At 44.9% G+C, this 19,648-nt stretch carries 12 protein-coding genes; 11 read left to right on the top strand and 1 reads right to left on the bottom strand.

Annotated features, from left to right (window positions below; translation table 11 throughout):
- Positions 1–107: 107 nt before the first annotated feature.
- From clpB to LIR34_RS05615, 10 genes are all read left to right on the top strand, one after another.
- Positions 108–2,690: an ATP-dependent chaperone ClpB gene (gene clpB / locus LIR34_RS05660; RefSeq protein WP_161283877.1), complete on the top strand. Its 2,583-nt coding sequence runs from the start codon at positions 108–110 to the stop codon at positions 2,688–2,690.
- Between the two features lie 51 nt (positions 2,691–2,741).
- A complete protein-coding gene (locus LIR34_RS05655) occupies positions 2,742–2,915 on the top strand; it encodes a DUF4250 domain-containing protein (RefSeq protein ID WP_161283878.1) in 174 nt (57 codons plus the stop codon).
- 803 nt (positions 2,916–3,718) lie between these two features.
- Positions 3,719–4,225 carry a MarR family winged helix-turn-helix transcriptional regulator gene (locus tag LIR34_RS05650; RefSeq protein WP_244092222.1) on the top strand — a complete coding sequence of 169 codons (507 nt, stop codon included), beginning with the start codon at positions 3,719–3,721 and terminating at the stop codon, positions 4,223–4,225.
- Entirely contained in the window at positions 4,222–6,384 is a 2,163-nt protein-coding gene (locus LIR34_RS05645; protein ID WP_173902229.1) for an ABC transporter ATP-binding protein, read from the top strand. Before LIR34_RS05650 ends, LIR34_RS05645 begins: the two co-directional genes overlap by 4 nt.
- Complete coding sequence (locus LIR34_RS05640; RefSeq protein ID WP_173902228.1) at positions 6,381–8,231, top strand: ABC transporter ATP-binding protein; 1,851 nt, start codon at positions 6,381–6,383, stop codon at positions 8,229–8,231. The genes LIR34_RS05645 and LIR34_RS05640 overlap by 4 nt, the downstream gene beginning before the upstream one ends.
- A 222-nt stretch (positions 8,232–8,453) precedes the next feature.
- Positions 8,454–10,517: a HelD family protein gene (locus LIR34_RS05635; protein ID WP_173902265.1), complete on the top strand. Its 2,064-nt coding sequence runs from the start codon at positions 8,454–8,456 to the stop codon at positions 10,515–10,517.
- A gap of 198 nt (positions 10,518–10,715) precedes the next feature.
- On the top strand, positions 10,716–11,822 hold the full coding sequence (locus tag LIR34_RS05630; RefSeq protein ID WP_173902227.1) for a PsbP-related protein: 1,107 nt from the start codon (positions 10,716–10,718) through the stop codon (positions 11,820–11,822).
- A 107-nt stretch (positions 11,823–11,929) separates the two neighbouring features.
- A complete protein-coding gene (locus LIR34_RS05625; protein ID WP_173902226.1) occupies positions 11,930–12,688 on the top strand; it encodes a class I SAM-dependent DNA methyltransferase in 759 nt (252 codons plus the stop codon).
- Positions 12,689–12,705: 17 nt separating this feature from the next.
- A complete protein-coding gene (hslO, locus tag LIR34_RS05620; protein WP_161283883.1) occupies positions 12,706–13,584 on the top strand; it encodes an Hsp33 family molecular chaperone HslO in 879 nt (292 codons plus the stop codon).
- A gap of 34 nt (positions 13,585–13,618) precedes the next feature.
- Complete coding sequence (locus LIR34_RS05615; RefSeq protein ID WP_173902225.1) at positions 13,619–15,721, top strand: NAD(+) synthase; 2,103 nt, start codon at positions 13,619–13,621, stop codon at positions 15,719–15,721.
- Between the two features lie 23 nt (positions 15,722–15,744).
- Here LIR34_RS05615 and LIR34_RS05610 read toward each other — a convergent pair whose 3' ends face one another.
- Positions 15,745–16,182, bottom strand: a complete 438-nt coding sequence (locus LIR34_RS05610; protein WP_161283885.1) for a hypothetical protein — start codon at positions 16,180–16,182, stop codon at positions 15,745–15,747.
- 139 nt (positions 16,183–16,321) lie between these two features.
- Here LIR34_RS05610 and addB point away from each other — a divergent pair, with 139 nt between their 5' ends.
- Complete coding sequence (addB, locus tag LIR34_RS05605; protein ID WP_173902224.1) at positions 16,322–19,648, top strand: helicase-exonuclease AddAB subunit AddB; 3,327 nt, start codon at positions 16,322–16,324, stop codon at positions 19,646–19,648.

The raw sequence follows: 19,648 nt of genomic DNA, 5'->3' as shown, positions 1-19,648 counted from the left end.
TACAGTGCTAACAATGTGTGTTATAGTACAAGCATAACAAAGATAACCCAAAGGGTACGGAAAGAAATTTCGGTATCCTTTTCCTACGATATAGAGGAGGAGAGCCTATGAATATCAGTAAATTTACTCAGAAATCTGTACAGGCTGTTCAGGATCTTGAGAAGGTTGCTTATGAGTATGGCAATCAGGAAGTAGAGCAGGAGCATCTTTTGTATGCACTGTTAACACAGGAGGACAGCCTGATTCTCAAACTGATTGAGAAGATGGATATCAATAAAGAATATTTTATCAACGTAGTAAAGAAAGCCTTGGATGCCAAGGTAAAAGTATCCGGCGGTGATCTGAGATTTGGACAGTATCTGAACAAATCTCTTGTAAATGCAGAGAACGAAGCGAAGGCAATGGGAGATGAATATGTTTCTGTTGAGCATCTGTTTCTGTCTCTTCTGACACAGCCGAGTCCGAGTATGAAGAAGATCTTTAATGAATTCGGTATCACCAGAGAAAGATTTCTCCAGGCACTTTCTACCGTGAGAGGCAACCAGAGAGTTGTCAGTGATAACCCGGAAGCAACCTATGATACTTTGAACAAATATGGTGAGGATCTTGTCGAGAAGGCGAGAAACCAGAAACTGGATCCGGTCATCGGACGTGATGCAGAAATTCGCAATATCATCCGTATTCTTTCCCGTAAGACCAAGAATAACCCGGTGCTGATCGGTGAGCCTGGTGTCGGTAAGACAGCAGCCATCGAAGGACTGGCACAGCGAATCGTTGCCGGCGATGTTCCGGAAGGCCTTAAGAATAAGAAAATTTTTGCGTTGGATATGGGAGCACTGGTTGCAGGTGCCAAGTATCGTGGTGAATTTGAGGAACGTCTCAAAGCAGTCCTCGAAGAAGTGAAGAAAAGTGAGGGCGAGATCATCCTCTTCATCGATGAACTTCACCTGATCGTCGGAGCCGGTAAGACAGACGGTGCGATGGATGCAGGTAATATGCTGAAACCTATGCTTGCCAGAGGTGAACTGCATTGTATTGGTGCCACCACACTGGACGAGTACCGTCAGTACATCGAGAAAGATGCCGCACTGGCACGTCGTTTCCAGCCGGTTATGGTCGATGAGCCGACCGTAGAAGATACCATTTCCATCCTTCGTGGACTGAAGGAAAGATATGAAGTCTTCCATGGTGTCAAGATTACAGACAGCGCACTGGTGGCAGCAGCTACACTTTCACACAGATATATCACAGACAGGTTCCTGCCAGATAAGGCAATCGACCTGGTAGATGAGGCCTGTGCCCTGATCAAGACCGAACTGGATTCCATGCCGACCGAACTGGATGAGCAGAGACGTAAGATCATGCAGCTTGAGATCGAGGAATCTGCCCTTAAGAAAGAAACAGACAATCTGAGCAAGGAGCGTCTTGCAGATCTGCAGAAAGAGCTTGCAGAGATGCGTGATACCTTTAATACTCAGAAGGCACAGTGGGACAATGAGAAACATTCTGTAGAGAAGCTCCAGAAATTACGTGAGCAGATCGAGGATATCAATAAACAGATCCAGAAAGCAAAACAGAACTACGATCTGGAAAAAGCAGCTGAGCTGCAGTATGGTGAGCTGCCGAAACTCCAGAAACAGCTGGAGATAGAGGAAAGACAGGTCAAAGAAAGTGACCGCAGTCTGGTACATGAAGCTGTCACAGATGATGAGATTGCAAGGATTATCTCCCGTTGGACAGGTATTCCGGTAACGAAACTGACTGAAGGCGAGAGAACGAAACTTCTTGGTCTGGAGGATGAACTGCATAAACGTGTGATCGGACAGGATGAAGGTGTACGTCTTGTTACAGATGCAATCCTTCGTTCCAAAGCAGGAATCAAAGACCCGTCCAAACCGATTGGATCTTTCCTGTTCCTTGGACCTACCGGTGTTGGTAAGACAGAACTTGCCAAGACACTGGCAGCCACTCTGTTTGATGATGAGCAGAATATGGTACGAATCGATATGAGTGAGTACATGGAGAAATATTCTGTATCTCGTCTGATCGGAGCGCCTCCGGGATATGTAGGATACGAAGAAGGCGGTCAGCTTACAGAGGCTGTTCGTCGTAAACCATACAGCGTTGTCCTGTTTGATGAGATTGAGAAGGCACATCCGGATGTATTTAACGTACTTCTTCAGGTGCTGGATGACGGACGTATCACAGATTCTCAGGGCAGAACTGTAGACTTCAAGAACACGATTCTGATCATGACTTCCAATATTGGTTCTCCATATCTTCTTGATGGTATTGATGAGAAGGGTGAGATCAAACCGGAGGCTCAGGAGCAGGTTATGAATGACCTGCGTGGACATTTCCGTCCGGAATTCCTGAACCGTCTGGATGAAATTATTATGTTCAAACCATTGACAAAAGAGAACATTGGTGGCATAGTCGACCTTATGGTCAAAGAACTCAGCGACCGTCTGGCAGATCAGGAGCTTTCCCTGGAACTGACTGATGCGGCAAGAACTCAGGTAATTGAAAATGGATATGATCCGGTATATGGAGCACGTCCGCTGAAACGTTATCTGCAGAACTATGTGGAAACACTTGCAGCCAAGAAGATTCTTTCCGGTGATGTACATCAGGGCGATACGCTTGTGCTGGATGTCAAAGACGGTGAGTTTGTGATCAATACAAAATAGATGTGACTGTGGATGTAACTGACAGTCACAGGAAAATTGCAGGAGGCAGCTATGATACCAAAGGATCCGGTGATGCTGTTGAGTTACGTTAATACACAGCTCAGAGATTATTATGACTCGCTTGATGATTTCCTTAAGGATAAGGAATTGTCAGGAGAGAGCCTGATAAAGAAACTCGCGTCGATCGATTATGAGTACGATGCGGAACTCAATCAGTTTGTATAAAGAATTCCCGGTGATGGGAAATTTAAGAAAGACTCTGTTTAGTGGACACCCTGTGAATTATCTTCTGTGTGTGTTTCGTTTCAGAACTTCTGAGATACCAGGATATACAGAATTTTGCTAAATACAATTCAGAAAATGCTGAACTCGCATCATAGATGCTCAGACAGCAGCATTTTCTGAATTAACGCAAAAACCTGTATGATCCGGTATCTAAACGAAGTTCTTCAGGCGAAACAAAAGCAGAAGATAATCACGTGCGTCCCGGACAGAAGTCTTTTTTTCTTTCCTATCACCGTACTTTATACCCGTTAGCGTGTTCGGGGGTGTGGTCCCCACCGTGAGCTGATAACATATAGATTAACAGCCAATATATAAAAACTCCTGAGCAGGAAACATCTGCAAGAGTTCATAGAAATACTTGAAGATACCCTGGCTGTGTTATGGATAAAAAGTGCATTGTCTGAGCGTAAGCGAGTTATGCACTTTCTATCCATGATCTTAGCAGACAGGGTATATTCTTAGTATTTCTGAACTCTGAAGCCGTTTCCAATTCAGGAGCTTTTATATATGGCGTGGGATATATAATATCAGCACCAAACTCTGAAGTCGTTTCCAATTCAGGAGTTTCTATATATGGCGTGGAATATATGATTAGCCGGGCAAATGTTTATTGGGAATAAAATATAAAAATTATGTGAAATCCACAAAAAACAGTTGCATTTTTTGTGCAAATACATATAATAAATAATTAGTCAGCTAATGAATAGCCAACTAACGAAAAAAGACTATACGGAGGTGAAGAATTGTTTACAGAAGGAGAACCAGAGTTTTGCTCTGCAGAGCATAAGACAAGCTATCTGTCCATGCTGATGAGAATCAACCGCCGCTTTATGGGCAAGTGCTTTGGACAGATGCAGGAACTGGGCATTTATCCAGGACAGATTCCGGTACTTGGACTTCTGGCATATAAGGATGGACTCAGCCAGCGCGAGATCGCAGAAAAATTGAGAATCAAACCGCCAACGGTCAATGTAACTGTTCAACGACTGGAAAAAGCAGGATTCCTGTGCAGAAAAGCAGATGAAAAAGATCAGAGAATATCCAGAATCTACCTCACTGAAAAGGGACGACAGGCAAAAGAAAACGGTATGAAAAAAGTAGAAGAAAACGAAAAAATTCTTCTGGACGGTTTCAACGATACTGAACTTTGTCTCCTGAGAAGATTCCTGGAACAGATTACAGAAAATATCGAAAAAATACCAGTATCCTCTGGAAAAAATAATACAGAGAAAGAAGGACAGCAAAAGTGATCAAACTGATGAAATATCTCAAAAAATCAGCCGGCTATGTAATTCTGATCATAGCACTTCTGTTTCTTCAGGCATACTGCGACCTCTCTCTTCCGGATTACACATCCAAAATTGTCAATGTAGGAATCCAGCAGAGCGGTATCGAAGACAGTGTACCCGAAAAAATCAGAAAGACCTCAATGGACAGTCTTAAGCTGTTTATGGATGAAAATGATAAAGAAACCGTAGATTCCTTTTATGAGGAAGACGGAGATAATCTCGTACTGAAAAATGATGTGACATCTGAAGAACGTGATAAACTAAATGATATTCTGGCAAAACCGATGATGATCGCCGCAAGCTTTTTATCCGGAAGTGATGAAGTTACAGCCATGCTCTCCCAGATGGGAGTTCCGGAAGGAACAGATCCGATGCAGGCAATCACTATGATGCCAAAAGAAGCACTTGATGCGATGACGGAGAAAATCAGCGAGAAGATCGACAGTATGCAGGATTCTATCATCACCCAGGCTGGTGTATCTTATGTAAAGAGTGAATATGAAGCAATAGGGGAAGATGTAGATGCGATCCAGATGCATTATATCAAGATGTCAGGTGTCAAGATGCTCGGTATGGCACTTATCACCATGCTCTGTGCAATCTGCGTAGTGTTCCTTTCCTCCAGAGTGGCAGCAGCACTCGGCCATGATCTGAGAAATGCAGTGTACCGTAAGGTTATCACCTTCTCAAGCCGCGAATACCATAAGTTTTCCACAGCATCCCTGATCACACGATGCACGAATGATATTCAGCAGGTACAGCAGGTAATGGCAATGCTTTTCCGTATCGTACTCTACGCCCCGATCCTTGGTATCGGCGGTGTGCTCCGTGTATTACAGACAGATTCTTCCATGACATGGATTCTTGGTCTTGCAGTAGGACTGATTCTTGTTGTGATCATTGTTCTGTTTCAGGTGGCTATGCCAAAATTCACAGTATTACAGACATTAGTTGATAAACTGAACCTGGTAACACGAGAAATTCTGACAGGTATTCCAGTCATCCGTGCATTCAGCCGCGAGAAACATGAAGAAGAACGTTTCGAAGAGGCAAATGCAAGACTGACAAAAACAAACCTCTTTGTCAACAGATGCATGACCTTTATGATGCCTACCATGATGCTGATCATGAATGGAATTTCCGTACTGATCATCTACAGCGGAGCCTATGCCGTAGACAATGGAACCATGCAGGTCGGAAACGTTATGGCATTTATCCAGTACGCAATGCAGATCATCATGTCCTTCCTGATGATCACAGCCATGTCCATCATGCTCCCGAGAGCAAATGTGGCAGCACTTCGTATCAATGATGTACTTAAGACAAAAGTAAGCGTCACAGATCCGGAAAATCCAGTTCAGCCGGCAAAAGATGTCAAAGGAACTGTTGAATTTGATCATGTAAGCTTTGCTTATCCGGAAGCAGGAGAAAATGTCCTGACAGATATTTCCTTCAAGGCTGAAAAAGGCGAGACGATCGCTGTGATCGGAAGTACCGGAAGCGGTAAGAGTACCCTGGTCAATCTGATTCCACGTTTCTATGATGTGACAGAGGGACGTGTTCTTGTAGATGGTGTAGATGTCCGTGATATGACACAGAAAGATGTCAGAGACAGACTGGGATATGTACCACAGAAAGGAGTCCTTTTCTCAGGTACGATCGATTCCAACATCCGATACGGCAAGACCGATATTTCTGAAGAGAAAGTAAAAGAAGCCGCAGAGGTTGCTCAGGCAGCAGAATTTATTGAGACAAAACCAGAAAGATACGCCTCTCCGATCGCACAGGGAGGTACCAACGTTTCCGGCGGACAGAAACAGAGACTTTCTATTGCAAGAGCAATTGCCAAAAAACCTGAGATATTTATTTTTGACGACAGCTTTTCAGCTCTGGACTTCAAGACAGACAGTACCCTGCGTAAGGCACTGAAAACACATACAAAAGATGCAACAACGATCATTGTTGCACAGCGTATCAGCACAATCCTGAATGCAGATAAGATCATTGTTCTGGATGACGGACATATGGCAGGAATCGGCTCTCATAAAGAACTGATGGAGAACTGCGAGGTTTACCGTCAGATTGCAATGAGCCAGCTGTCAGAGGAGGAATTGGCATGAGTGAACAGAAACGACGTGGACCGATGGGCGGTCATGGACCGGGAATGCGCCCGACAGAAAAAGCAAAAGACTTCAGAGGTTCAATGGGAAAGCTTTTCAGTTATATGAGCCGTTATAAACTTCGCTTTGTAATGGTATTTATATTTGCAGTCGCAGGAACCGTTTTTAACATCGCAGGACCGAAGATCCTTGGTAAAGCAACGACAGAACTTTATACAGGTCTTGTTGCAAAAGTAAACGGAACAGGAGGCATCAATTTCGGGAAGATTGGGATGATCCTTCTGTGGACACTGGGCCTGTATCTGGCAAGTGCCTGCTTTTCCTTCATTCAGGGATGGATCATGACAGGAATCTCCAATGATGTAACCTATAATTTAAGAAAAGATATTTCAAAGAAAATCAACAGACTTCCACTCAACTACTTTGAGAGCAGAACCAACGGCGAAATCCTTTCCAGAGTAACGAACGATGTGGATACACTGCAGATGAGCCTCAACCAGAGCCTGACACAGCTCATCACATCTGTGACAACCCTGATCGGTGTATTTATCATGATGCTGTCCATTAATGTATGGATGACACTGGCTGCTCTTCTGATCCTGCCGGTTTCTATGTTCATCATTCAGGCAGTGATGAAGCACTCCCAGAAATATTTCCAGGCACAGCAGAAATATCTCGGTGCAGTCAATGGACAGATCGAGGAGAACTTCGGTGGTCACGATGTAGTAAGAGTATTCAATAAAGAAAACGATGTTCTGGAAGAATTTGAAAAAGACAACAGGCATCTCTACGAATCTGCATGGAAATCACAGTTCTTCTCAGGAATGATGATGCCGATCATGCAGTTTGTAGGAAACCTTGGATATGTTATGGTTGCACTTCTCGGCGGTATTTTTGTTATCAAAGGTTCCATCGAGGTCGGTGATATTCAGTCCTTCTTCCAGTATATCCGTAACTTTACTCAGCCGATCCAGCAGATCGCACAGGTTACAAACCTGCTGCAGTCTTCCGCAGCTGCATCTGAGAGAGTCTTTGAATTCCTCGATGAAGAGGAAGAAGTACAGCAGCCGGAGAATCCGGATTCCATCGAAGGACTAAATGGAAATGTTCAGTTCGAACATGTAGAGTTTGGCTATAACCCGGATAAGATCATTATCCATGATTTTTCTGCAGATGTACAGGACGGACAGAAAATTGCCATTGTAGGTCCGACCGGAGCAGGTAAGACCACCATGGTAAAACTTCTGATGCGCTTCTATGATGTAAACAAGGGTGCAATCAAGGTAGACGGTCATGATGTTAAGAACTTTAACAGAAGCGAACTTCATGAGATGTTTGGAATGGTGCTTCAGGATACCTGGCTGTTTTCCGGAACAATTATGGAAAACATCCGTTACGGACGCTTGGATGCAACAGATGAGGAGGTTATTGCAGCAGCAAAAGCCGCACATATCCACAACTTTATCATGCAGCAGCCGGGCGGATACCAGATGGTACTGGATGAGGAAACAAGCAATATCTCTCAGGGTCAGAAACAGCTTCTCACGATCGCAAGAGCTATCCTTGCAGACAATAAGATTCTGATCCTTGATGAGGCAACCTCTTCTGTAGATACCAGAACAGAGATGCAGATCCAGAAAGCGATGGACAATCTGATGAAGGGAAGAACAAGCTTCGTTATCGCCCACAGACTTTCTACGATCAAGGATGCAGATCTGATTCTTGTCATGAAAGATGGAGATATCATCGAGCAGGGCAGCCACGAAGAACTGCTGGCAGCGAAAGGCTTCTATGCAGATCTTTATAACAGCCAGTTTGACAATGAATCCTCTGAACTTTGCTCATAAAAAAGAAAAATCCCAATATAGCGGATAGCAAATATCCGTCTGACGACCAGAGTTACTGCGAATGAAACAAACAGTAACAACCGTCCTGAAAAGACAGCTCCTGACAGGAGACAACTCTTGTCAACTGCTGTCTTTTTGAGTATAATGAAAAAATTAAGTAACTGTGAGGGTACTGAACAGTTACAACTATTATTAAGTCTGGCAGGAAAGGGAGGTATTATGATGAACGGCAGTATAGAAAGTGGCAGAGAGTACCTGCAGTATGTGATGGAATGTCTGAAGAAACGTCTTGCCCAGACCGATACGGCAATCCTTGAAGGAGAGAAAGAAATCGAGGATATGCATGAATATTACTGGGAAAACTATACAGAGATGGACGAGTATGGTTATGAAAATTATGATAACCAGCAGGCACTGTTCCGTCAGATGAATGCAAATGAAGAGCAGTTTCTTTTGCGTAAACGATTCAGGAAAATGATGGATTCTCCGTTTTTTGGAAGAGTGGATTTTCAGTATGACGGAGATGAGGAGCCGGAACTTTTTTATATAGGAATCGGAAATCTTTCCGAGACAGCAGGAAGCCGCCCTCTGGTCTATGACTGGAGAGCACCGGTCAGCGGACTTTTTTATGATTATGACAAAGGACCTGCAGCTTATGAAGCACCCTCCGGTATATTTGAAGGAGAGATCACATCCAAATGGCAGTACAAGATCCGCAATGGTCAGATGCTCTATGAGTTTGAGAGCGATGTCAAAATCGATGATGAGATCCTTGGTGCGGAGCTTGGAAGTAAGGGAGAGGTTCAGCTCAAGAACATTGTCCGCACGATCCAGAAAGAGCAGAATACAATCATTCGAAACACAAGTGATAAAATCATGGTAATCCAGGGAGCGGCAGGAAGCGGCAAGACCTCGGTTGCACTGCACAGGATCGCATATCTTCTTTATCATGACAGGGAGAATCTCAAGTCCTCAAATATCCTGGTACTTTCACCAAATGGTGTGTTTGCAGATTATATTTCACATATTCTTCCGGAACTGGGTGAGGAGAACATCCGGGAGATGAGCTTTGATCTGTTTGCCTATCGGGAACTGAAGGGAATTGTTTCGGACTGTGAGGACAGATACGATCAGATCGAAAGAGCAGTTCTGCTGCCAAAGTCCCAGGAACTGTGCAGAGAAAAGCAGTCCGCAGAGTTTGCTGGAAGGCTGGATGGATATATGCTTGGTCTGGAAGACGAGCTGATGAATTTCCGGGATATAGAATACAGGGGCAGTACACTTTCTGAGAAAGAGATCATTGATCTGTTTTACTTTAAATTTCTGGATATCCCGCTTCTCTCAAGAATGGAAGCAGTGGCAGAATATTTTATTGATCAGGTGGAGACACTGAGGGACAGAGACCTTGTGGACGAAGAAAAGGAAGAACTCCTTGGACGGTTTAACCGCATGTACGAAACCAGGGACTGCTATATACTGTACAGTCGTTTCCTTGAGCAGGAGGGATATGATCCTCTTCCGAGAGTTCCTCTGGAAAAAAGAAAACTGAAGTTTGAGGATGTGTATCCAATCCTTTATCTGAAGTACTCTCTTTTCCGCTGCAAAAATCACCACGGCATCAAGCATGTTGTAGTGGATGAGATGCAGGATTATTCCTGGATCCAGTATGTACTTCTTAAGAAACTGTTTCCGTGCAGAATGACGATCCTCGGAGACAAGGCGCAGACGATGGAAGAACAGCAGCAGGATGTTCTGAAATTCCTTCCGAAGATTTTTGGCAGAGATATCCGTAAGATCATCATGAACAGAAGTTACCGGAATACGATGGAGATTGCAGAGTATGCAAATAAACTCACCGGTATTCAGGATATGGAACTGTTTGAGCGTCACGGAGCTCCGGTTGAAGAGAGGATGTTTGCGCAGCAGAAAGAAGCCCTGGATGAAGTGATCCGACAGTGGGAGGCGAAGAAGGCAGATTATGAAACCGAAGTACTGATTCTTTTTACAGAGAAGGAGGCAGAGCGGGCGTATCTGTATATAGAAGAAAAACTGAAAAGTCTGGATCCGGACGGAGAATATCAGCTGAATTATATGAATCGTGACAGCCAGAGTTTCAAAAAGGGTCTGACAGTCACCACCTTTTATCTTGCAAAGGGTCTGGAATTTGACCAGGTATTTGGCGTTTTTGCGGAAAATGCAGATGACGGACTTATCAGACAGGCAAAGTATATTGCAGCAACAAGGGCACTGCATGAGCTTCATATGTATGAATATCAGGGACAGTAAGATTTGCATATTTTCAGCAAAAAACACAGTAGGAAAGTTATAGAAAAAACAGAAAGCGACACAGAAAATTCACATTAATTTATAGGAAATTCATAATCCACCAGGGAAAATTTATTGACATGTCTGTAATAAAACTGTAAAATATAGCACAAAGGTCTTAAAAAGAACTATAATCATAACCGACATAAGGAGGGTATTATGAGAAACAAAAGAATACTTGCGATTTCAGCAATTGCCATATCAGCATCTGTTTTCATGGCTGCCTGCGGCTTTGGCGGAGCAGATCCGGATGAATCTGTTGCAGTAAGTGTAACACCTACACCGGTTGCAACCGAGACACCGGCACCGACACCGACGATCGCTCCGAATGTACAGGCTACTACCTATACATCAGCAGACAAATCCGTAGCGATCAATCTGCCGAATGCAACCTGGGCAAATAAGACAGATGAGACGAATACACTCAGCTTTGAATCTCCGGACGAAGGCAACATCCTGATCCTCCACGGACAGGGAGAGGATACAATGGCGGCAACTGTGATCCCGAGTTCACAGGATATGGCCACTTCTCTTGAGCAGGCAGACGGAGACAAGACAGAGGGAACTGACTTTGAGATCCAGGAGTATAATTCCAAGGATGTCAACGGCATTGGTGTTTACACCTATACAACCAAGATGTTGAATACTGAGAAGAGCAATGGAAGTCTGTATGTACTCCATAAAGTCATTGCAAATGACACAGAATACTACAGCATCGAGGCATCTGTTAAGAAGGAAGATGTTCTTTCCGAAGTGAAAGCAGCTGTAGATTCTTTCCAGATCCTTGGAGATTCTTCTCTGAAAGAAGCTGCACCGAAGCAGGCAGCAGCTCAGACCAAGACAGATAATGCGAAAGCTTCTTCTGATGCAAATGCAGCTGCAGGAACTGACAGCAATGCAGCCGGAGCAGATACTTCTGCAGCCGCAGCTGACAGCAGTGCAGCGGATACTACAGGAAGTACTGATGGAAGCAGTGACGGATCCGAAAGCTATGACGATGGCTCCGGTGATTCCGGTTCAACAATCTCCAATTCTGCAGGATTTACAGATGAACAGCTTTCCAACACAGATGAGACAAGAACCATCTATCGTAACTCTGACGGACATCCGCTTGTAATCACACCGGATGGAAACGGAAGCTGGGTTGACTTTGATGGAAATACTTATAATTTCACCAGTGATGAAGATGCATATGATGAGAACGGCACAAGCTATTACTGGCACGGTGAGGGTGCAGACGTATATTATATGCCTGTTCCGCAATAATTCACAAAGAGAACAGAATCAGCTGCCGCTTCAGTAGCTGAGAACAAAAAGGCAGGTGAGCGATCATCTGCCTTTTTCCTCATAAAATAAAAGCAGGGGAGACGACTATGGGCGCATACGAGAAATTTGCACAGGTTTACGATCTGTTCATGGACAATATCGATTACGAAGAATGGGCAGACTATATTACAGATCATCTTAAGAAATATGGCATCGAGGATGGTCTGGTACTGGAACTTGGCTGCGGCACCGGAACGATGACGGGATTGCTTGCAGACAGGGGGTATGATATGATTGGAGTGGACAATTCCGGAGAGATGCTTGCAGAGGCTATGGAGAAACGAATGGAGTCCGGACAGGATATTCTGTATCTTCAGCAGGATATGCAGGAGTTTGAACTGTATGGAACTGTCCGTGCCATAGTCAGTGTCTGTGACAGTCTGAATTACATTACGGAGAGAGAGGAACTTCTTCAGGTTTTCCGTCTGGTCAATAATTATCTGGATCCGGAGGGACTTTTTCTGTTTGATATGAACACAATACATAAATACAGAGATATTCTTGGAGATACCACCATTGCGGAGAATCGGGATGAAGGGAGCTTTATCTGGGACAACAGCTATGACCCGGAAAATGGACTGAATATCTATGAACTGGCAGTCTTTCTTCCGAGAGAGGACGGCCTTTATGAGAAGGCAGAGGAGGTTCACTGCCAGAAGGCTTACGCACAGGAGGAGATAGAAGAACTGATCCGTGAGGCGGGAATGGAACTTCTGGAGGTGTACGATGCATATACAGGCAGACCGGCAGCCGACGACAGTGAGAGATTATTCTTTATCGCAAGAGAAAAAGGAAAAGCAAAATAAGAAACGAGGTAAGATTCATGAGTGATTATATAGTAAGAGCAATTGCGGCAGACAGTCAGATACGTGCGTTTGCGGCGGTTACAACAGAGACAGTAGAGACAGCAAGAAAGGATCATAACACCAGCCCGGTTGCAACAGCAGCACTTGGCCGTCTTCTGACAGGCGGGGCCATGATGGGAATTATGATGAAGGGTGACAAGGATATCCTGACTCTTCAGGTAAAGGGTGACGGTCCGATCGAGGGAATTACAGTAACAGCAGATTCCAAAGGAAGAGTAAAAGGATATGTGGGAAATCCGGATGTGATCATTCCGGCAAATGCCAACGGTAAACTGGATGTATCAGGAGCAGTCGGAAACGGATTCCTTCAGGTCATAAAGGATATGGGACTCAAAGAACCATATGTTGGACAGGTAGGACTTCAGACCGGAGAAATCGCAGAGGATCTGACCTACTATTTCGCAGCAAGTGAGCAGGTTCCGTCTGCGGTGGGACTTGGTGTTCTGATGAATAAAGATAATACGGTACGTCAGGCAGGAGGATTTATCGTTCAGGTCATGCCTTTTGCAGAGGAAGCCACCATTGCAAAGCTGGAAGAAAACGTACAGAAGATTCAGTCTGTCACAACACTTCTGGAGCAGGGACATACTCCGGAGAGTCTTCTGGAGCAGGTGCTTGAGGGCTTCGATATTGAAATCAACGACAGAATCCCGACAGAATTCTACTGCAACTGCAGCAAAGAGCGTGTGGAAAAAGCACTGATCAGCATTGGAAGAAAAGATTTAAATGAGATGATCCAGGAAGGTAAGAGTATAGAACTGAACTGTCATTTCTGCAACACAAATTATGAATTCAGCGTAGAAGAACTTAAAGAAATCCTCAGAAAATGTAAATAAAGGGTAATTGTTCACATAAAGGAGGAACAGGGACATGAAGGACGGTTTTATCAAGGTAGCAGCAGGAACACCGGATGTACAGGTGGCAGACTGTGAATTCAATGCATCGGAAATCATCAAGATGGTTCATGAGATGGAAGCAGAGGGAGCAAAGGTCATGGTGTTCCCGGAATTATGCATCACAGCGTATACCTGCGGGGATCTTTTCTGGCAGGAAAACCTTCTGGAGGAAGCAAAGAAACAGTTATTCCGCATTGCAGAAGAGACAAAAGATGTAGAGGCACTGATTTTCGTAGGACTTCCGCTGGAATACAAGGGCAAGCTTTATAATGTGGCAGCTGGTCTGAATCATGGAGAGGTGCTCGGTTTCGTACCGAAGATCCATATTCCGAACTATAATGAATTCTATGAGGCAAGATATTTTACTTCCGGAGAGAATGTGGACGGAACAGTGACTGTCCACACAGAAGATTATGGATTCTGCCATATGGATGAACTTGACGATAATGACGATGTGGAATTTGATCTTGAGGCAGAGATCGAAGCACTGGAGGAAGCGGAATTCGAGGAACTGGAAGAGGTTGAGGACGACCCGGATTATATTGATGAAGATGAAGAAGAACTGATGGAACAGGATATCCCGATTTCATCCAACATACTGTTTACCTGTCCGGATATGCCAAAGCTCAGGATTGCAGCAGAAATATGCGAAGATCTCTGGGTTTTGAATCCGCCAAGTGTGGCACACGCCTATCATGGAGCAAACCTGATCGTAAATCTGTCTGCAAGCGATGAGGTTGTCGGTAAGGATTCCTACCGCAGAAGTTTGGTAAGTGCACAGTCTGCAAGACTCCTCTGCGGCTACATCTATGCGACTGCAGGTGAGGGAGAATCCACACAGGATGTTGTCTATGGAGGACATAATCTGATTGCAGAAAATGGCACAATCCTTGCAGAGAGCAGACGTTTTGTAAACGGTGCACTCTATGCAGATCTGGATATCCACAGACTGGAGAATGAGAGAAGAAGAATGACAACCTGTCGTTTTGTATCGGATTTGGCTCCGGAAGGGCAGGATGTATTCTATAATGAAGTTTATTTTAATATCAGCAGAGGAACCACAGAACTTACACGGAAATTTGATTCCAGACCATTCGTACCGGGAGTCAGAGAAGAAAGAGAACGTCGCTGCGATGAGATCCTGAACATTCAGGCGATGGGACTTAAGAAACGTCTTGCACATATCCACTGCCAGAATGCAGTGATCGGTCTCTCCGGCGGACTGGATTCTACTCTGGCACTTCTGGTGACTGTCCGTGCATTTGACATGCTTGGAATGTCAAGAGAGAAGATCACGGCAGTAACCATGCCGTGCTTTGGAACCACAGACCGGACATATAACAATGCCTGCCAGTTAAGTAAATGCCTTGGAGCATCGCTTAAGGAGGTAAATATCCGTGAGGCGGTAAATCTTCATTTCCGCGATATCGGACATGATCCTGAGGTACATGATGTCACCTATGAGAACGGACAGGCACGCGAACGTACACAGATTCTGATGGACATTGCAAACCAGTCCGGCGGTATTGTGATCGGAACAGGAGACCTCTCCGAGCTTGCTCTTGGATGGGCGACCTATAACGGAGACCACATGTCCATGTATGCAGTGAACGCATCCGTACCAAAGACCCTGGTCCGTCATCTGGTAAGATATTATGCAGATACCTGTGAGGATGCAAAGCTTGCAGAGATTCTTCTGGACATTCTGGATACTCCGGTGAGTCCGGAGCTCCTTCCGCCAAAGGATGGTGTGATTTCACAGAAAACAGAGGATCTCGTGGGACCGTATGAACTTCATGATTTCTTTCTCTATTATATGCTTCGCTGGACATTTCCACCGAAGAAGATCTTCCGTATGGCAAAGATTGCATTTGAGGGAGAATATGATGATGCTGTGATCCTGAAATGGCTGAAAACCTTCTATCGGAGATTTTTTATGCAGCAGTTCAAGCGTTCCTGTCTTCCGGATGGCCCGAAAGTAGGAAGTGTAGCAGTTTCTCCGAGGGGAGACTTAAGAATGCCGAGTGATGCATGTGCAAAACTCTGGATGAAACAGATTGAGGAACTTGAGGTGTGATTTATCACACCTCAATGTATTTTTCAGGAAGAAGCTGCCTTCTGGACAGTCTCTTCGATCGCATGGATAAGCATCTGCGCGGTGTATTTCTGGTCACTGGCATAATCAAGATTCTCCAGTGACTGTGTAGAATAGATCTGGCTGGCAAGAGAATCCAGAACCGGTTCTACAAGAGGAAACATAGCGGAGGTGCTTTCACTTAAATTTGCCAGATGAATGGAACGGATGCGGTCAGCATCCACAGCTACTTCCAGATCAAAGGAGTTATTATTTAACTGTATGGAAGTACGATAAATGCCGGGGGTATATCTGGAATCGGTCTTTTTTGAAGTGTTCGCTGCTTTTCCGGGACCGAACATAAAAAATACCAGTACACCCAGGATAATGAGGAGAAGAAGAAAGATACAGGTGTAGATGACCTCTTTCATATGTAAGACGATGATTTTTGTTTTGGAACTCATAGTCTGCGCCTCCTGATTCGCGGCTGCGGTACCCCGGTATAGCTAAATCTGCAGAGCACATTGAGGGATGCTTTTTATATATCCTATTAGGCTCTGTCTGAATTTATGTTACTTTTGTCAACAGGAAAGGGTGGAAAATATGTCCCTGCAGTTTATTATAGGAAATTCCGGTGCGGGAAAATCCAGCACCGCATATAGAAATATTATCCGGGATGCCAGGATGAATCCGGACAGGCTTTATTATGTGATCGTTCCGGAGCAGTTCACCATGCAGACGCAGAAGACGCTGGTGGAAATGCACCCGGACGGCGGCATTCTGAACATTGATATCCTGAGCTTTGACCGCCTTGCCTATCGCGTGTTTGAAGAGGTAGGCGGTGATACACGCAGGCTTATGGAGGAAACCGGCAAAAATATGGTACTTCAGAAGCTGGTGCAGATGAATCAGAAGGAACTGGGATATCTGAAGAACCAGATGAAAAAAACAGGTTATCTGGATGAAATAAAATCTTTGATCTCAGAGTTTATGCAGTATGAGATCAGGGAAGAAGAACTGGATGAGATGATACGTGAGAGTGAGGACAAAACGCTTCTCCAGATGAAACTCAAGGATGTAAAGGTTTTGTATCAGGCTTTCCGGGAATATCTTTCCGGGCATTTTATGACGGCGGAGGAAGTGCTGGAGGTTCTGGCAAAAGAAATCCCGTTTTCCGAGAAACTGAAGGGAAGTGTCGTTCTGCTGGATGGTTATACAGGATTCACGCCGGTCCAGATGGAAGTTCTCCGGGAACTTCTGGCAGTCTGTGCAAAGGTTTCTGTGACAGTGACCATGGATGTCAGAGAACAGTTTCTGGCGATGGGAAAGCCGCATGAACTGTTTTATATGAGTCATAAGATGATCCGGTCTCTTGCAGAACTCACAAAAGATATGGAAGAACCTGTCTGGATCGCACCGGGAAAACAGTCTCGATTTGCAGATTCTCCGGCCCTGGATTTTCTGGAGCAGCATCTGTTCCGTTATCACAGGAGTGTCTATGAGAAAGAGCAGCAGGAGATTCAGATTTTTTCTGCACGGGATCCGGAGAAGGAAATGGAAGAAACAGCCAGAAGAATTCTGCGGCTGGTCAGAGAGAAGGATTATCATTATGGTCAGATCGCAGTGATCACCGGAAATCTTGAGGAATATGGAAGTGTGGCAGGGCAGGTCTTTGAGGATGCCGGAATTCCATATTTTATTGATGAAAAACATTCCATTCTTATGAATCCATTTGTAGAATATCTCAGGGCGGCACTGGAGATGGTGGTTCAGGGGTTCAGCTATGAGAGTGTATTCCGTTATCTGCGCTGTGGAATGTCTGATATTTCCCGCAAAGAAGCAGATATGCTGGAGAATTATGTGATCGCACTTGGAATCCGGGGAATCCGGAAGTGGCAGGAGAAATGGGTGCGTGTCTATCGGGGCATGGATCCGGAACAGATGGAAGAGATCAATGAGATCCGTGAGAAATTTGCAGAAGAAGTGGGACTTCTTGCTGAAGGTTTTTCCGGAAGAAAGAAAACGGTGGAAGAATATTGCCGGTGTCTGTATGAATTTATCGTACAGAGCAAGATACAGGAAAAACTTCAGACACAGGAGCTTTACTTTGGTGAGCTTGGAAACAAGTCGATGGAGAAGGAATATGCCCAGATTTTTGGGATCATGATGGAACTTCTGGATAAGATGGCAGAGATTCTTGGTGATGAGATGGTTTCTCCGGAGGAGTTTCTGCAGATTCTGGAAACGGGAATGACACAGGCAAAGGTTGCACTGATTCCTCCAAGCATGGATCAGGTTCTGGTTGGTGATATGGAGCGTACACGACTGAAGGATGTAAGAGCCCTGTTTTTTGTCGGAGTGAATGAGGGAAATATTCCAAAAAACACACAGACAGGAGGAATCCTGACAGAGATGGACAGAGAGTTCTTTAAGGATCAGGGTATGGAGCTTGCACCGGGACCAAAAGAGCTTATGAACATGCAGCGGTTTTATCTGTATCTGAACCTGACAAAGCCAAAGGAACAGCTGTGTCTTTCCTACAGTCAGTCGAATGGAAGAGGAGAAGCCAGCAGTCCGGCTTTTCTGATCCATACGATCAAAAGAATGTTCCCGAAGCTTAACGAAGTGCGGGCAGATCAGCCGGAGAGTCAGATGGAGCTTCTGGAGACACCGGAAACCTCGATAGAATATCTTCTGGAAGGACTTACAGAGGAAAATACAGATGAACTGAGTCCTGTTTTTCAGGAACTGTACAGCTGGTATCTGAGAAGTCCAAAGTACAGACCACTGGCTGAAAAACTGACGGATGCAGTGTTTTTGCGAAAACCGGAGGATAAAATCAGCGAGAGTGTGGCGAAGGCACTGTATGGGGAAGTTTCTCCGCACGGGGCGACAAGGCTGGAACGTTTTTCGGCATGTGCATTTGCACATTTCCTGAAATATGGACTTGCCGTGACAGAACGAGTGGAATATGAATTCAAGGCGATGGATATGGGAAATGTCATTCATCAGGCCCTGGAAAATTTTGCAGTGGAGTTGAGAAGGAAGAAACTGGACTGGAGCAGTCTGGATGATAAAGTGAGGGATGAGATCGCGGATGAGTGTCTGGACAAGGTTGCGGCAGATTATGGAAATACGATCCTTCAGAGCAGTTTCAGAAACCACTATATGATCGAACGTACCAGAAGAATCTTGAGAAGGACGGTATGGGCACTGCAGGAGCAGCTCAAAAACGGTAAGTTTAAGCCGGAAGGATTTGAGGTTTCCATAGGTGGAGGAAGGATCGACCGACTGGATACTCTGAAAGAGGACAACCGGGTTTATGTGAAGATCATTGACTATAAGACAGGAAACACTTCTTTTGACCTGGTGAGTATTTATTATGGACTGCAGCTGCAGCTGGTGGTCTATATGGATGCGGCCATGCAGGCAGAAAAGAGGCTCTACCCGGAGTGTGAAGTAGAGCCGGCAGGAATTTTTTATTACAATGTCAAGGATCCTATGATACAGAAAACGCTTCAGGAAGATCTGGATGAACTGGATCCGGAGATTATGAAAAAACTGAAGATGAATGGGCTGGTATCCTCTGATCCGGATGTGATCCAGAAGCTGGATGCATCGGTTGCCTCCCTTCCTCTGTCCTATACGACAAAGGGGGCACTGCGTAAGGGTTCTTCTGTGGCAAGTCCTCAGAGATTCCGGCTTTTGAATGCCTATGTGAAGAAAAAGATTACAGAAGTACAGGATTCTATCCTGACAGGAAAGGCAGATGCCTCTCCATATGAGATAGGAAACAAAAATGCCTGTACCTACTGTGCATACCAGGGCAGCTGTGGATTTGACCGTAAGATCCCGGGCTATGAATTCCGGAGACTGAAGCAGTTTGCAGACGAGGAAGTCTGGAAGAATTTTGAACAGGAGGCAGAGTGA

This window comes from Blautia sp. MSK17_66, assembly GCF_020538025.1.
In the GTDB taxonomy this organism is placed as follows: domain Bacteria; phylum Bacillota; class Clostridia; order Lachnospirales; family Lachnospiraceae; genus Blautia_A.
Note: the sequence above shows the minus strand (reverse complement) of the source record. Positions and strands in the feature narration are given on the sequence as shown.

Excerpts from the sequence above, each read along its gene's own strand:
- hslO (WP_161283883.1), top strand. The coding sequence starts at position 12,706 with ATGAGTGATTATATAGTAAGAGCAATTGCGGCAGACAGTCAGATACGT.
- LIR34_RS05615 (WP_173902225.1), top strand. The coding sequence starts at position 13,619 with ATGAAGGACGGTTTTATCAAGGTAGCAGCAGGAACACCGGATGTACAG.
- LIR34_RS05610 (WP_161283885.1), bottom strand. The coding sequence starts at position 16,182 with ATGAGTTCCAAAACAAAAATCATCGTCTTACATATGAAAGAGGTCATC.
- LIR34_RS05625 (WP_173902226.1), top strand. The coding sequence starts at position 11,930 with ATGGGCGCATACGAGAAATTTGCACAGGTTTACGATCTGTTCATGGAC.
- LIR34_RS05635 (WP_173902265.1), top strand. The coding sequence starts at position 8,454 with ATGAACGGCAGTATAGAAAGTGGCAGAGAGTACCTGCAGTATGTGATG.
- LIR34_RS05630 (WP_173902227.1), top strand. The coding sequence starts at position 10,716 with ATGAGAAACAAAAGAATACTTGCGATTTCAGCAATTGCCATATCAGCA.
- addB (WP_173902224.1), top strand. The coding sequence starts at position 16,322 with ATGTCCCTGCAGTTTATTATAGGAAATTCCGGTGCGGGAAAATCCAGC.
- LIR34_RS05655 (WP_161283878.1), top strand. The coding sequence starts at position 2,742 with ATGATACCAAAGGATCCGGTGATGCTGTTGAGTTACGTTAATACACAG.
- LIR34_RS05640 (WP_173902228.1), top strand. The coding sequence starts at position 6,381 with ATGAGTGAACAGAAACGACGTGGACCGATGGGCGGTCATGGACCGGGA.
- clpB (WP_161283877.1), top strand. The coding sequence starts at position 108 with ATGAATATCAGTAAATTTACTCAGAAATCTGTACAGGCTGTTCAGGAT.